16 protein-coding genes are annotated in these 13,533 nt (G+C 59.1%); all 16 read right to left on the bottom strand.

Annotated features, from left to right (window positions below; all coding sequences use genetic code 11):
* Positions 1-5: 5 nt before the first annotated feature.
* Positions 6-1,280 (bottom strand): MotB family protein, encoded by a 1,275-nt coding sequence (locus tag DEM27_RS01030; RefSeq protein WP_109456329.1) that lies wholly within the window; start codon positions 1,278-1,280, stop codon positions 6-8.
* The gene (locus DEM27_RS01025; protein WP_109456328.1) at positions 1,277-1,909 is read right to left on the bottom strand and encodes a hypothetical protein; all 633 of its coding nucleotides are present in this window, start codon (positions 1,907-1,909) and stop codon (positions 1,277-1,279) included. Before DEM27_RS01025 ends, DEM27_RS01030 begins: the two co-directional genes overlap by 4 nt.
* Positions 1,910-2,222: 313 nt before the next feature.
* Positions 2,223-3,182, bottom strand: coding sequence for a flagellin N-terminal helical domain-containing protein (locus DEM27_RS01020; RefSeq protein WP_109456327.1), 960 nt, complete (start codon positions 3,180-3,182; stop codon positions 2,223-2,225).
* 314 nt (positions 3,183-3,496) lie between these two features.
* Complete coding sequence (locus tag DEM27_RS01015; protein WP_109456326.1) at positions 3,497-4,438, bottom strand: flagellin N-terminal helical domain-containing protein; 942 nt, start codon at positions 4,436-4,438, stop codon at positions 3,497-3,499.
* A 371-nt stretch (positions 4,439-4,809) separates the two neighbouring features.
* Positions 4,810-5,754 (bottom strand): flagellin N-terminal helical domain-containing protein, encoded by a 945-nt coding sequence (locus DEM27_RS01010; protein ID WP_109456325.1) that lies wholly within the window; start codon positions 5,752-5,754, stop codon positions 4,810-4,812.
* A gap of 274 nt (positions 5,755-6,028) precedes the next feature.
* Positions 6,029-6,970, bottom strand: a complete 942-nt coding sequence (locus DEM27_RS01005) for a flagellin N-terminal helical domain-containing protein (RefSeq protein WP_109456324.1) — start codon at positions 6,968-6,970, stop codon at positions 6,029-6,031.
* A gap of 263 nt (positions 6,971-7,233) precedes the next feature.
* A complete protein-coding gene (gene fliP / locus DEM27_RS01000; protein WP_109456323.1) occupies positions 7,234-7,971 on the bottom strand; it encodes a flagellar type III secretion system pore protein FliP in 738 nt (245 codons plus the stop codon).
* Complete coding sequence (locus DEM27_RS00995; RefSeq protein WP_109456322.1) at positions 7,968-8,489, bottom strand: flagellar basal body-associated FliL family protein; 522 nt, start codon at positions 8,487-8,489, stop codon at positions 7,968-7,970. Before DEM27_RS00995 ends, fliP begins: the two co-directional genes overlap by 4 nt.
* A gap of 41 nt (positions 8,490-8,530) precedes the next feature.
* Positions 8,531-9,241, bottom strand: a complete 711-nt coding sequence (gene flgH, locus DEM27_RS00990) for a flagellar basal body L-ring protein FlgH (protein WP_109456321.1) — start codon at positions 9,239-9,241, stop codon at positions 8,531-8,533.
* A complete protein-coding gene (locus DEM27_RS00985; protein WP_109456320.1) occupies positions 9,238-9,780 on the bottom strand; it encodes a MotE family protein in 543 nt (180 codons plus the stop codon). Before DEM27_RS00985 ends, flgH begins: the two co-directional genes overlap by 4 nt.
* Entirely contained in the window at positions 9,777-10,898 is a 1,122-nt protein-coding gene (locus DEM27_RS00980; RefSeq protein WP_109456319.1) for a flagellar basal body P-ring protein FlgI, read from the bottom strand. The genes DEM27_RS00985 and DEM27_RS00980 overlap by 4 nt, the downstream gene beginning before the upstream one ends.
* Positions 10,895-11,380 carry a flagellar basal body P-ring formation chaperone FlgA gene (gene flgA / locus DEM27_RS00975; RefSeq protein ID WP_109456318.1) on the bottom strand — a complete coding sequence of 162 codons (486 nt, stop codon included), beginning with the start codon at positions 11,378-11,380 and terminating at the stop codon, positions 10,895-10,897. The genes DEM27_RS00980 and flgA overlap by 4 nt, the downstream gene beginning before the upstream one ends.
* 25 nt (positions 11,381-11,405) lie before the next feature.
* Positions 11,406-12,206 (bottom strand): flagellar basal-body rod protein FlgG, encoded by an 801-nt coding sequence (gene flgG, locus DEM27_RS00970; RefSeq protein ID WP_109456317.1) that lies wholly within the window; start codon positions 12,204-12,206, stop codon positions 11,406-11,408.
* 19 nt (positions 12,207-12,225) lie between these two features.
* Positions 12,226-12,564, bottom strand: coding sequence for a flagellar hook-basal body complex protein FliE (gene fliE / locus DEM27_RS00965; RefSeq protein WP_109456316.1), 339 nt, complete (start codon positions 12,562-12,564; stop codon positions 12,226-12,228).
* Positions 12,561-12,980, bottom strand: coding sequence for a flagellar basal body rod protein FlgC (gene flgC / locus DEM27_RS00960; protein ID WP_109456315.1), 420 nt, complete (start codon positions 12,978-12,980; stop codon positions 12,561-12,563). The genes fliE and flgC overlap by 4 nt, the downstream gene beginning before the upstream one ends.
* 4 nt (positions 12,981-12,984) lie before the next feature.
* Positions 12,985-13,374, bottom strand: coding sequence for a flagellar basal body rod protein FlgB (gene flgB / locus DEM27_RS00955; protein WP_109456314.1), 390 nt, complete (start codon positions 13,372-13,374; stop codon positions 12,985-12,987).
* Positions 13,375-13,533 lie beyond the last annotated feature (159 nt).

Genomic DNA, 13,533 nt, shown 5'->3' with positions numbered 1-13,533 from the left:
CATGATCACCCCTGGTTCGCCTGCAGGAGGATTTCGATCCGCCGGTTGGCGTCGGCAAGCGGGTCCTCGGGAACCTGCAGGCGCCGGTCGGCGAAGCCGGAGATCTGCTGCACGCGCTTTTCATCCAGGCCGCCGCGGACCAGCATGTAATAAGCGCTCTGCGCACGATCGTTCGACAGTTGCCAGTTGTCCATCTTGCCGCCCTTGAACTGGCGGCCGTCGGTATGGCCGCGGATCAGCACCGCGCCCTTGCGTTCGCCGAGAACCTTGCCGACCTTTTCCATGGCCAGCACCATGTCCTTCTGCGGCACGGCCGAACCGATATTGAACATCGGCGTGTTCTGCTGGTCGGAGATGGTGATGAGGAGACCGCCTTCGGTCGGCGTCACGACCAGGCCCTCGGCGAGTTTGCCGCCCGTGCCGCCGAGCGCCTGCTCGAGCTGCTCGTGCAACTGCGCCGCCTGCTGCTCGCGCTTTTCGGCCTTCTCCTGCTTGTCAGCGGTGTCCTTGCCGTTTTTGTCGGCGGTTTCCTTTTGCGTCTTGTCGTGATCGTCCTGCTTGTCCTTGGCCTTGTCGGCCGTTTCGACGTCGGGCTTGTCTTTCGTCGCCTGGTCCGGATTGGCCATGGCGATCGCCTGCTGCTCGACATCGTTCTCGGCCGCAACCGGCTGGTCGGAGGTCGTCCGCCCCTGCTGTGCCCGCGATACCTCGACCTGCTGCGTCCAGAAATCGGGATCGAACGGGTCGCGATAGGCTTCGCCGCCATCGGCGCCGGTCGCCGGGCCGGAATCGGCAGCACCGCCTTCGCCCTTGGCGCTGACGTTCGCCTGTTGGCCGACTTCCTGGGCAATTTCCGCCAGAACCGAATAGGGATTTTCGAAATAATCGGCTTCGGAATAATTGGTCTGCTCGCCGGAGGCCGCCGTCTGGTCGTCGCCGGTCGCAGCGGCAGCACCGACCGTCGTACCGTCGGCCTTCACCTTCGAACGCTCGTTCTGCTCTTCGCCGTCCGCCTGCTCGACCGGTTTTTTCAAGCCCTTTTCCGTCGGCTTCTCGTCGGCGAGCTTGATCGGGTTGAAATAGGTGGCGACGGAGGCCTTCGTCTCTTCGTTTGCGGCGTTGACGAGCCACATCACGAGAAAGAAGGCCATCATGGCCGTCATGAAGTCGGCGTAAGCGATCTTCCATGCACCGCCGTGGTGACCGTCGTGATCGCCGCCATGCTTCTTGACGATGATGATTTCGTTTTTGCCGTGGTGGTGATTTTCGCCTTCGCTCATTCGAGCACCTTCTTCAAGCTAGCCGCCCACGCGGAGATCCGGGTCACCAGGACCGCTCCGGCCACATCCGCAGTGAGATCGAGATCCGGCGTTTCCACATGGCGCAGGAGCGCGGCGTCTTCGCCCAGCTCGGTTTTCAGAATATCGAAGAGTTGACCCGGGCCGCGCACGACGATCGTGCCCGCCGCGCCATCCAGGATCGCCTTCCTTATCATCTCCGCCATGGCCCGCACGGCGTTGGCCGCCAGCGTTTCCGAGAGGATCGGCGCAAGGATTTCGGCCGTCTGCACGCTGATCGCTTCAGAAATGGTAAGGGAAATTGCGTTGATCCTCGTCGCGATCAGCGCTGCCGCCTGGGCCTCGTATGCCTGGCGCAAAGCCTCCAGTTCTTGCTGGTGGGCGGCGGCTACGGCCTCGGCTTCTGCGGCATGCTGCGCCTGCAGTTCCCGGGTTGCGGCTTCGAAACCCTCGGCGTAGGCCTCGCGGCGCACCGCTTCGGGGTCGACCGGCTCCGGTTCCGGCAAGGCGTTGACGAAAACGTCGTCATCGAACGCAGACGTATCGAAGACCGGTTCCGGCTCGGCCGGCTCGCTGAAATCCTTCAGGTATCGGGCAAGAGCTGCTGTCATAGATCTGCCCCGTCATTCCCGCCGAAGGCGACATGTCCACCCGGCGTCCCTGTCAGTTCATAGGATAGTCTCAATTTTTCGATCATCAGCACATCCGGCATTTACTTCCGACGGTCACGAAGACAGCGCCTGGGCGTTTGCGGATACATTTCCGCATGGTCAGTCGCCGGGAAATTAGGATGTCAAACTTGTGCGAGGATGAATGCGTTGGACCGCGCCAGGGCAGTGCGCGGTCCAACTGTTCCACCATATGCCGATGACCGGCGGCACGGCTGGAATGCTTTCGATCGGCTCCGGTCAGCCGATCCTGCTCTTACTTGAAGAGCTGGAGAATATTCTCCGCATTGGTATTGGCGATCGACAGCGACTGGATGCCGAGCTGCTGCTGCGTCTGCAGCGCCTTCAGCTTTGTCGACTCTTCGTTCATATCCGCATCGACCAGACGTCCGACGCCCTTTTCGATCACGTCCATCAGCGTGGCGACAAAATCTTCCTGCATGTCGACACGCTTGGTGATCGCGCCGAGCGTCGAGGCCGAATCGGTCAGGCGTGCCAGCATGGCTTCCACGGCAAGCATCATGCCGTCGATCTGGTCGTCGCTCGTCGTCGACGTCAGCTTCACTTCCGTGGCGCTGGCCGCTGGCGTGCCCGGATTGATGAGATAATACGTGACGGTGGTCGTGGTGGTGCCGCTCGGCTGAGCGATCGGATAACCCTTACTCAGAATACCGCGGCTCGCATCGCTGGTATCGATGAGAACCGATGTCGCCGTGTCGTAAGCCAGAGTGGTGATGGAAACCGAGCCGTCGGCGGAACGATTGAAGGACGCGACGATTTCTTTCGTCGCCGGCGCGGCGGTCGATTCGTTATAAAGCCAGTTTTCGCCGGAGAACGATGCCGATTCGGCAATCGATTGAATCTGGTTCTTGAGCTCGGTCAGTTCCTTGTCGATTTTCGTTCGATCGACGCCCGGTTCGCGAGCCGCAACGAGCTTCTTCTTGATTTCGGTCACGACATCGACGGCCGATTCCAGGCCGGTATAGGAAACGTCCGTCTTTGCGGCGCCAAGGCCGAGAGCGTCCTGAACGGTGGACAGAGCGCCATTGTCGGAGCGCATCGTGGTTGCGATGGACCAATAGGCGGCGTTGTCGGCAGCCGTCTGCACCCGGTAGCCGGAAGAAATCCGGTTCTGGGTTTCTTCCATGTTGTTGTTGATGCCGCGGAGAGTCTGGAGAGCCGCCATGGCGGCGGTGTTGGTCAAAATGCTGGTCATATGTCTTGCCCCAAGGAGATTGCGGGACATACCGGATTGCACGAAAACACCGGTAACGACGGGCTGCTTCATGCTTGCCGATCACGTGTTTGCCCTGATGATCGACCCGACGCTGTTAACGAATGGTTAAGACCATATGGTTAACAAATGGTTAACGCAATAAAGAAGTTGTTAGGTTTCCTGAACAAAACCTTAACGGCGCACCTTGCAAGACGTTGCGACAAAACAAAAAAACCGCCTCGCGGAGAGGCGGTTTTTCGTTTTCGAACATCCGAAGCCGAACCGAAAGTCCGGCTTTGGCCAATCGCTTCCGATTAACGGAAGAGCGAGAGGATGTTGTCGGCGTTCGAGTTGGCGATCGACAGAGCCTGGATGCCCAGTTGCTGCTGCGTCTGCAAAGCCTTCAGTCGGGTCGACTCTTCGTTCATGTCAGCGTCGACGAGGCGGCCAATGCCGGTGTCGATCACGTCCGTGAGGTCGGCAACGAATTCCTTCTGCAGTTCAAGGCGGCTGTTGGTCGCACCGATCGTTGCAGCAACGTCGGTCATCGTCTTCAGCATCACGTCTACAGCCGAAACCATGGCCTCGACAGTGTCGTCGCTCGTGGAAGTCGTCAGCGAGACCAGCGTACCCGTGGCCGTGCTTGCTGCCACGAGGTAGTAGGTGGTTGCCGTACCGGTAACAGAGTTGGAGACGCCCTTCGTCAGAATGCCGTTCGCCTGGGTCTTCATGTCGATCAGAACGGACGTGGCGGCGTTGAAGTCGATGGTCTTGATCGATACGCTGCCGTCTGTGGCACGAACGAAGGAGCCGACCATTTCCTTGGTACCGACTGCAGTCGTCGTGTCGTTGTAGAGCCAGTTTTCACCGTTGAAGGAAGAAGACTGGGCGATAGACGACAGCTGCGACTTGAGTTCGGTCAGTTCCTTGTTGATCTTGTCCTTGTCGACACCCGGTTCGCGAGCGGCAACGAGCTTCTTCTTGATTTCAGAAACGACGTCGATCGCAGCTTCGAGACCGTTGTAGGCAGTGTCGGTCTTGGCAGCGCCGAGGCCGATCGCATCTTCGACAGCGCCAAGGGCCTTGTTGTCCGAACGCATGGTCGTTGCGATCGACCAGTAGGCTGCGTTGTCAGCTGCAGACTGAACGCGCAGACCGGAAGAGATACGGCTCTGAGTGGTCTCCATGCTGCTGTTGATCGAACGCAGCGTGTTGAGAGCTGCCATTGCTGCATTGTTGGTAATGATACTCGTCATGATACTGCCCCTTTTGGACTATATAAATGGAAGGGACATGCCGGACTCTTTATACCGGCAAAACGGCAACGCATCATGCAAGCTAATACTCGAAAACTCTATTTGACTTAGCTCGCCGTTTCGATGGTTGTATTAGAAATCATTAGGGTTAAGGAACCTTAAATTCGAAATCTTTTTGTGAATAAATTTAGTTATTATTTCATTAATATAATTAAATGTTAATCATTACTTAAATTTCGTTAAAATGGCGCCCACTGCTTGCGCCATACCAGTTGCGATTGCCGAACAGAAAAAACCCGCCGAATGTGATCGGCGGGTTTCGGATGTCAGGCGCGCCGTCTAAAGAGGCGCGGTTGTCACGCTGGCAGCACTTACTGGCGGAAGAGCTGCAAGATGTTTTCGGAATTGCTGTTGGCGATCGACAATGCCTGAATGCCCAGCTGTTGCTGAGTCTGCAGTGCCTTCAGCCGAGTGGATTCCGCATTCATGTCTGCGTCCACCAGGCGGCCGACACCCTTGTCGATCGTATCCATCAGGTCTTTAACAAATTCCTCCTGCATTTCGATGCGCGTCTTGGTGGCGCCCAGTGTCGCAGCGGCATCGGTCATCGACTTCAGGATCGTGTCAACGGCCGAGATCATCGCTTCGACAGTATCGTCGCTCGTCGAAGTCGTCAGCGAGATCAGCGTACCGGTGGCCGTGCTTGCCGCCACGAGATAATAGGTGGTTGTCGTACCGCTGATGTTGTTCGCGACGCCCTTTGTGAGGAGGCCGTTCGCCTGCGTTTTCATGTCAATCAGGACATAGGAGCCGGCATTGAAGTCGATGGTCTTGATCGATACGCTACCATCGGAAGCGCGAACGAAAGAGCCGACCATTTCCTTGGTGGTGATGGCGGTCGTCGTATCGTTGTAGAGCCAGTTTTCGCCGGAGAACGAAGCCGACTGCGAGATGGAAAGCAGTTGCGACTTGAGTTCGGTCAGTTCCTTGTTGATTTTGTCCTTGTCAACACCCGGTTCGCGAGCAGCAACGAGCTTGGCCTTGATTTCCGAAACGACGTCGACGGTTGCTTCCATCGCCGTATAGGCCGTATCGGTCTTGGCAGCGCCGAGGCCGATTGCATCCTGCACGGCGCTCAGGGCCTTGTTGTCCGAACGCATGGTGGTTGCAATCGACCAGTAGGCCGCGTTGTCGGATGCGGTCTGGACACGCAGACCGGACGAGATGCGGCCCTGGGTGGTTTCCATGTTGCTGTTGATCGAACGCAGGGTATCGAGAGCTGCGATTGCTGCGGTGTTCGTAATAATGCTGGCCATTAGAGTGCCCCTTTTGGATCGGTTTGAGGGACATTCCGGATTGGGTACCGGGAACGGTGGTCGACGTCATGCCAATTAATGCGAGTTGAGTTGTGATTAATTCACCGTTTCTATGGCTGCAGAAAACACGATTATGGTTAACAAAACTTAAAAGCATTGAAGCTCGAACTTTAAAAATCGAGTAACAAAGGTAAATAAAAAACCGCGCCTTTGCAGACGCGGTTTACATTGTTTTAACGCTTCGTCTTTGACCGTTACGAAGCAGGTGTACCGATTAACGGAACAGGGACAGGACGTTGTCGGCGTTCGAGTTGGCGATCGACAGAGCCTGGATGCCCAGCTGCTGCTGCGTCTGCAAAGCCTTCAGTCGGGTCGACTCTTCGTTCATATCTGCGTCGACGAGGCGGCCTACGCCAGCAGTGATCACGTCGCGAAGATCCTTCACGAATTCCTTCTGGGTATCCAGACGGCTGTTGGTCGCGCCCAGCGTCGCGGCGACGTCGGTCATCGTCTTCAGCATCGAGTCTACGGCCGAAACCATGGCCTCGACAGTATCGTCGCTCGTGGAGGTCGTCAGCGAGACCAGCGTACCCGTGGCCGTGCTTGCTGCCACGAGGTAGTAGGTGGTCGCCGTACCGGTCACAGAGTTGGAGACGCCCTTCGTCAGAACGCCGTTGCCTTGGGTCTTCATGTCGATCAGAACCGAGGTTGCGGCGTTGAAGTCGATGGTCTTGATCGATACGCTGCCGTCGGTGGCACGAACGAAGGAGCCGACCATTTCCTTGGTACCGACTGCAGTCGTCGTGTCGTTGTAGAGCCAGTTTTCACCGTTGAAGGAAGAAGACTGCGAGATCGACGTCAGCTGCGACTTGAGTTCGGTCAGTTCCTTGTTGATCTTGTCCTTGTCGACACCCGGTTCGCGGGCAGCAACGAGCTTGGTCTTGATTTCAGAAACGACGTCGATCGCGGCCTGCAGACCGGTGTATGCGGTGTCGGTCTTGGCAGAGGCCAAGCCGATGGCGTCCTGTACGCCGGAAAGCGCGCTGTTGTCCGAACGCATGGTCGTTGCGATCGACCAATAGGCTGCGTTGTCGGCTGCCGACTGAACCTTGAGACCCGAAGAAATACGGCTCTGCGTCTCGTTCATGTTGTTGCTGATGGACCGCAGCGTGTTCAGAGCGGCCATTGCAGAGTTGTTGGTGATAATGCTGGTCATGGGATTGTCCCTTTGGTTACGCAAAACAAAAAAAGAGAGGGACATACCGGACTTATAACTTACCGGTGATGGCGGCTCGGCTTCATGCCTCTCGGTTCTGCCCTACGGCCAAAAACCAAACCCGTCATGTGAGGTTCACACTAGGGGCCAGCCGTTTCAAATCAATTAATTTGAGCGCCCGCGACAAAGGCGGCTCTGACTATGGCTAACAAATGGTAAAAATCGAAAATTTATAGTTAATTTTTCCCAAATAATTGTTTTTATTATGAAAAAGAGCGAACCAAGCTCCCTACGAGCAGGTTCCAGCCATCGATCAGGACGAAGAAAAGGATCTTGAACGGCAGCGAGATCGATGTCGGCGGCAACATCATCATGCCCATGGCCATGGTGATGGTGGCAACGATCAGGTCGATGACCAGGAAGGGAAGGATGATCAGGAAGCCGATTTCGAAACCGCGGCGGATCTCGGAAATCATGAAGGCGGGAACGAGGACCCGGTAGTCGATGCGGTCGCCGGTGCCGACCGCCTGTCCGCGTTCGCGGGCGATGTCGACGAACAGCGCCAGGTCCTTGTCGCGGGTATTGGCAGCCATGAAGGTGCGGAACGGCTCGGCTATGCGCTCGACGGCCTCCGCCTCGGTCAGGCGGTTCTCCAGAAGCGGACGAACGCCGTCGTTCCATGAGCGATCGAGCGTCGGCGACATGACATAGAAGGTCATGAACAGCGCCAGGCTGAGGAGAATCATGTTGGAAGGCGTCGTTGCCAGGCCCATGCCTGAACGCAGGATAGAAAATGCGATCACGAAGCGGGGGAAACTGGTGACCATGATCAGGATGCCGGGCGCAACTGACAGCACGGTCAAAAGACCGAAGGTGCGGATGATCCAGGCTGCGGCGGAACCGTCCACCGGAATATTCAAAAGGTCTGTCGGAAGCTGCTGGGCTTCCGCCACACCGGGTAGCGCCATCATGGCACCGAGAAGAAGAAGAAATCGAATCATTCGATCACAAAGGTCCTGAACATGACCTTGGTTACTCGCCCCTGCGAACGCTGGTCAACACGTTCCTGAATGTCATCCCGAAGATATTGAAAGCCGCGCGGCCCTTCGATCTGCTGCAGCGACACCGTCCGCAGATAGAAGAGGATGTCCTGGTGCACCTCTTCGGAAACCTTGACGTCGGGCTTGTCCTTGAACATCAGCGCCACCTCGAGCCGGATCCAGCTTTCGGAGGGATAGGCAAGATTGGTGGTGATCGGCTCAAGCGCCACCACGCCGGTGGTCTCGTTCGAGATATGCGGCAGTCCCTCGCCTTCCTTTTTCTTCTCGCCCTCTTTTTCCTTCTTGGCTTCGGCAGCCTTTTCCTCGGCCGCCGGTTGAAGCTTCCCGGCGAGCATACCGCCGATGACCCAACCGCCGCCGCCGCCGATCGCCGTCAGCACGACCAGCGCGATGACCAGCGGCATGGCACCGGACTTCTTTTTCTTCCCGGTCGATTCGGCGTTTTCCAGTTCAGCCATTGCTTCCTATCCGTCCTTGTGGTTGCGAACCGTCCCGGCCATCAGATCGGCGAGAACAGGTCGACGACCTGCTGGCCGACCGGGGGCTGCTGCACTTCCGTCAGGCGGCCGCGGCCGCCGTAGGAGATGCGGGCTTCGGCAATCTTTTCGTAGGAGATGGTGTTCTGCGAATCGACGTCCTGCGGCCGGACGATACCGGCGACGTTGAGAATACGGATCTCGTGGTTGACGCGGACTTCCTGGGAGCCGCTGATCAGGAGGTTGCCGTTTTCGAGAACGCCGGTCACGACGGCGGCGACGAGCAGCGTCAGCTTTTCCGAGCGCTTCGTCTTGCCCTTGGCCTGCGTGTCCGTATCGGAGCCGAAGCCGACGCTCGAATCCGTCTCCGGCTTCCAGCCGAAGATCTGCGCATTCGCTTTCCAGCCGAGATTGCTCTTGTTGGCGCGGTTGCGTTCGGTTTCGTTGTTGAAATCGGCCCTGTCGTTGATCTGGATGTTGACCGTCAGGATATCGCCCATGTTGATGGCGCGCGAATCCTTGAACAGCGCCGCCTGAGAATCATTCCACAGCGAGTAACCGCGGTTCATGCTCTGCGGCTGCTTCGGATACATCGCCATCTGCGGCGTCTGCGAATATTGCAGGCCGCTGCCGATCGGGCTCATCGAAGGCGCGTTGCCGATCTCACGAACGGTCGTGTTCGAGCAGCCGGCCAAAAGGGCGGCGGCCAGGAGGGCGGTGAGACGCTTCGTCATGAGGGATCCTTCGAGGTATTGGGGTCGGACGCGCTCGACATGATCGAAGCAACCATCGCCGCCTTCTCGGCGTCCATTTCAGCCAGGATGAGGCCCGATTGCCGGGCCGGCAGGCGCATGACGATGGCTGCCGCCAGCACGATGTCCATCTTTTCGAGCTGCGGTGCGGCGGCATCGGCCTTCATCGTCTTGTAGACGTCGACCAGTCCGGCTTCCGCCTGCTTCATGAAATCGTTGCGCCGCTTCAGCCAGTCTTCGTATTCCGCCTTGCGCTTCTCCATGATGGCGATACGCGCATCGACGTCGCTCTGGAGTTTTTCCAGTTCCTGCTTCTGCAGCAGGTAGCGGCGATCGCGTGCGGCGTCTGCGATGTTGGTGCAGAACTGCTTGATCTCTTCTTCCGAGCTCATCTCGGTGAGCGCCTTCGGCTTTTCCTGGGCGAAGGCGCCGGGAATGGCGGACAGCCCGAGGAAAACGGCCGGCAGGACGAATGTCAGCCAGGGCCGCGTCGATGGGGTGGGAAAACGGGATGGGGTCATTGGATGACAAGCTCCGCTTGCAGTGCGCCGGCCGATTTGATGCCTTGCAGGATCGAGATGATCCCGTCGGGCTTGACGCCGATGCTGTTGAGGCCGGAGACGAGGGTGCGCAGGTCCGGGCCATCGAGGATCGCCACGCGGCCGCCGTCCTTCTGCGCCTGGATATCAGTCTGCGGCTGCACCGCCGTCTCGCCGCGCGAGAAAGGTTCCGGCTGGATGATCTGCGGCGTTTCGGTGACCTGCACGGTCAGCGTGCCGTAGCTGACGGCGACCTTGGAAACGCGCACGTCGGCGCCGATGACGATCGTTCCGGTGCGTTCGTTGACGACCACCTTGGCCGGCGTGTCGGTCTCGACCACCAGGTTTTCGATATCCGCCATCAGCCGCGTCAGATCGGCCGACTTCGGCTTCATGATCATCACTTCCTGCGAATCGCGCGGCTCGGCGATGGCGCCGCCGAACTGCTTGGCGGCATAGCTGTTGATCACGTCGGCGACGCTGACGGCCGTGGTGAAATCCGGATTGCGCAGTTGCAGCACCAGGTCGATGGAATCCTTGAACTTCGACGGCAGCTCGCGCTCGATGATCGCACCGTTCGGCACGCGCCCGCCGGTCGTCACGCCCTCGGTGACCGTGGCCGCCTCGCCTTGCGCCTGGAACCCGGAAACGATGACGGCACCCTGGGCGACGGCATAGATCTGGCCGTCTGCGCCGGAGAGCGAGGTCATGATCAGCGTGCCGCCGCGCAGCGAGGTGGCGTCGCCCAGCGAGCTGACCGACACGTCGATGCGGCTGCCGGGGCTTGCAAAGGGCGGCAGGTTTGCGGTCACCATGACGGCGGCGACGTTCTTGGCGCTCGACTGGCCGCCCTGGGTCGAAATGCCAAGGTTCTGCAGCATGGCGCGCATCGACTGCTCGGTAAACGGCGACGAACGCAGGCTGTCGCCGCTGCCCTGCAGACCGACGATCAGGCCGTAGCCGATCAGCTGGTTGTCGCGGCCGGACTGCAGCGAGGCGATGTCCTTGATGCGCGAGGAAACGGCGTTGGCGGCACCGACGCCGACAACGCTCAAGACAGCGGCCAGAATGATCGTAGACAGGAAACGCAATTTGCTCATTTAGCCACCACGTGGATAGTGCCGTCCTGCATGACGGTGCCGCTGACGATAATGCCGGAATCGAGATTGCGGACGCGGATCACGTCTCCGACCGACGCGTCCTGCATCGGAGCGCCGGAAGCGGAGATCGCCAGATTGCCGAGCGTGAAGGTGATGCGCACGTTCGTGCCGCGCTGGACGGCATAGGGTTCGCGCAAGGAGGAAAGCTGGATGGTGCGGCCGGCCAGCAGCGTGCGCTTGGTCACGAGGCCGACCACCTCTCCGGCGCGCTGTGCGTAGCCGCCGGTCAGCTTGGGATTGGTGACCTCGACCTCCTCGACCCGGTTGGCGGTAATTTCTTCGCCCGGATAGATCGTGGAGGTCGGCACCACGGCGTAACCCATGTCCGCCGTGGCCGTGTGGATTGCGCCAGAGAAGAGAAGGACGAAAACCGTTCCGACGACATTCTTCCCGATCAGGCTGCTCTTGCGGCGAAATCTCATATTTGCCACCCTCTTTTTAAAGGACTTACTTCAGGTTCTTGCTGACGATGGAGGCCATTTCGTCGGCGGTGGTGATCACCTTGGAGTTCATTTCGTAGGCACGCTGCGCCGAGATCAGCTCGGTGATTTCACGGACGGCGTCGACGTTGGAGGATTCCAGGTAATTCTGCTTCAGGTAACCGAAGCCCTGGGTGTCCGGATTGTCGACGACGGGCTCGCCGGAAGCCGGCGTCTGCGCGAAGAGGTTGTCGCCGAGCGGCTGCAGGCCGGCTTCGTTGACGAAGTTGGCGATCTGCAACTGGCCACGCTCCTGGACTTCCATCTGGCCGCTGGCGGCATTCAGCACCTTGGCGGTGACGAGGCCGCTGCGGCTGATCTCGATGTCGGTGTCGTCCTGCTGGAAGACGATGCCCGGCGTGACGGTATAGCCGTCGATGGTGACGAGCTGGCCGTCGGCATTCTTGTTGAACGAACCGGCGCGGGTGTAGAACGTGCCGCCGTCCGGCGTCTGGATCTGGAAGAAACCCTTGCCGATCAGCGCGACGTCGAGGTCGTTGCCGGTTTCGGCCAGCTGGCCCTGGAGGTGCAGGTTGCGCACCGCCGAGGTCTTGACGCCGAGACCAATGTTGGCGCCTTCCGGCACGATGGCCTGGTTAGCGCGGTTCGGTACGCCGGCGGCGCGCTCGGTCTGATAGAGCAGGTCGGAAAATTCGGCGCGCGCCCGCTTGAAGCCGGTGGTGTTGATGTTCGCGATGTTGTTCGCGATCACCTCGAGGTTGGTCTGCTGGGCATCCATGCCGGTGGCTGCAATGGCAAGAGCTCTCATGATCTTGATCCTTTACGCTTTAGATCTGCATCCGGGTGATATCGAGGAAGGCCGTGACGACCTTGTCGCGCAGTGCGATGGCGGTCTGCAGCGACTGTTCGCCCTGCATCACCGCATCGACGACTTCGCGGGTGCTGATTTCACCCTTGATACCGGCGAAGGAGGCGGCTTCCGCGCCCTTCAGGTTGGTGATGGCTTCGGTCGTCATGTTGCCGAGCACTTCGCCGAAGGTCAGCCCGGTGGCGAGGCCGCCGGTCGCCTGCTGCGGAGAGAGGGCCTGCTGGGCGGCGTCGAGCGAGACATCGCCGATGCCCCGGGTCATGCCAAGCGCGCTTACAGCGTTGATTGCATTGATCATTGCGATGCTTTCAGAAGATCAAGCGTCGCAGCGATCAGCTCACGCGTCTGCTTGATGGTTTGCAGGTTGGCTTCGTAGGACCGGTTGGCTTCGCGCATGTCGGCCATTTCGACCAGCATGTTGACGTTCGGCATCTTGACGATGCCTTTCTCGTCGGCCGCCGGATTGCCGGGGTCGTATTCCTCGGTGTACTTCGAGCGATCGACGCCGAACTTCTTGACGGTGGCAAGCGTGCCGCCCGTCGCCTTGTCGAGTTCGCTGCCGAAGGTGATCGTCTTGCGGCGATAGGGATCGGCACCGGGGGTGTCGCCCGTCGAGCGCGCATTGGCGATGTTTTCCGAAACGATGCGCAGGCGGGTGGACTGGGTTTCCAGTCCGCTGCCCGAGATTTTCATTGAGGCTGCAAGGGGATCCATGGTCCTACTTCTTCAAGGTCATCAACATCATGCGATGAAAGGATTTCACCAGCGCGGCATTCAGCTCGTACTGGCGCTTGATTTCGCCGGTCTTGCTCATTTCCTCGACGATACCGACGCTGTTGCCGGATTCCTGGACGCCGATTTCCTGATCCAGCTTTGCCTTGACCACATCGACTTCGTCGCTGAGTTGACTGCTGTCGGTCATGTGCCCGGGGTTGGTGCGCGCCATGCGAACAGGCGTCGAATCCAGGACGGCGTTGAACGGCGTCACATCCTTGGCCATGTACTTCGGCGTGTTTGCATTGGCGATGTTGGTGGAAACCACCTGCTGGCGTACCGAAAGCCACGAGGCCTGGCGGGACGCGAGATCGAACAACTGGATAGGCTGCATAAGCGACTCTCCGACTTTTACTGTCCCGACCCTATGCTGCTAATCTTGCGTGGGACTTACGGAGAAACGCCGGAAAAGACGGTGTTCGGCGCAGATTTTGCAGGAAGGCGAGGACAGCCCGGATCGGCTGTCCAGGAACGCGAAAGGGCGCGGCATGAC

It is taken from the genome of Rhizobium album (assembly GCF_003122325.1).
Taxonomy (GTDB): domain Bacteria; phylum Pseudomonadota; class Alphaproteobacteria; order Rhizobiales; family Rhizobiaceae; genus Metarhizobium; species Metarhizobium album.
The sequence above is the reverse complement of the archived record's forward strand: the minus strand, read 5'-3'. Positions and strand labels throughout refer to the sequence as shown.

What these genes read in the sequence shown, in the direction of transcription:
- DEM27_RS01030 (WP_109456329.1), bottom strand. Translation starts at nt 1,280, where the DNA reads ATGAGCGAAGGCGAAAATCACCACCACGGCAAAAACGAAATCATCATC.
- DEM27_RS01025 (WP_109456328.1), bottom strand. Translation starts at nt 1,909, where the DNA reads ATGACAGCAGCTCTTGCCCGATACCTGAAGGATTTCAGCGAGCCGGCC.
- DEM27_RS01020 (WP_109456327.1), bottom strand. Translation starts at nt 3,182, where the DNA reads ATGACCAGCATTTTGACCAACACCGCCGCCATGGCGGCTCTCCAGACT.
- DEM27_RS01015 (WP_109456326.1), bottom strand. Translation starts at nt 4,438, where the DNA reads ATGACGAGTATCATTACCAACAATGCAGCAATGGCAGCTCTCAACACG.
- DEM27_RS01010 (WP_109456325.1), bottom strand. Translation starts at nt 5,754, where the DNA reads ATGGCCAGCATTATTACGAACACCGCAGCAATCGCAGCTCTCGATACC.
- DEM27_RS01005 (WP_109456324.1), bottom strand. Translation starts at nt 6,970, where the DNA reads ATGACCAGCATTATCACCAACAACTCTGCAATGGCCGCTCTGAACACG.
- fliP (WP_109456323.1), bottom strand. Translation starts at nt 7,971, where the DNA reads ATGATTCGATTTCTTCTTCTTCTCGGTGCCATGATGGCGCTACCCGGT.
- DEM27_RS00995 (WP_109456322.1), bottom strand. Translation starts at nt 8,489, where the DNA reads ATGGCTGAACTGGAAAACGCCGAATCGACCGGGAAGAAAAAGAAGTCC.
- flgH (WP_109456321.1), bottom strand. Translation starts at nt 9,241, where the DNA reads ATGACGAAGCGTCTCACCGCCCTCCTGGCCGCCGCCCTTTTGGCCGGC.
- DEM27_RS00985 (WP_109456320.1), bottom strand. Translation starts at nt 9,780, where the DNA reads ATGACCCCATCCCGTTTTCCCACCCCATCGACGCGGCCCTGGCTGACA.
- DEM27_RS00980 (WP_109456319.1), bottom strand. Translation starts at nt 10,898, where the DNA reads ATGAGCAAATTGCGTTTCCTGTCTACGATCATTCTGGCCGCTGTCTTG.
- flgA (WP_109456318.1), bottom strand. Translation starts at nt 11,380, where the DNA reads ATGAGATTTCGCCGCAAGAGCAGCCTGATCGGGAAGAATGTCGTCGGA.
- flgG (WP_109456317.1), bottom strand. Translation starts at nt 12,206, where the DNA reads ATGAGAGCTCTTGCCATTGCAGCCACCGGCATGGATGCCCAGCAGACC.
- fliE (WP_109456316.1), bottom strand. Translation starts at nt 12,564, where the DNA reads ATGATCAATGCAATCAACGCTGTAAGCGCGCTTGGCATGACCCGGGGC.
- flgC (WP_109456315.1), bottom strand. Translation starts at nt 12,980, where the DNA reads ATGGATCCCCTTGCAGCCTCAATGAAAATCTCGGGCAGCGGACTGGAA.
- flgB (WP_109456314.1), bottom strand. Translation starts at nt 13,374, where the DNA reads ATGCAGCCTATCCAGTTGTTCGATCTCGCGTCCCGCCAGGCCTCGTGG.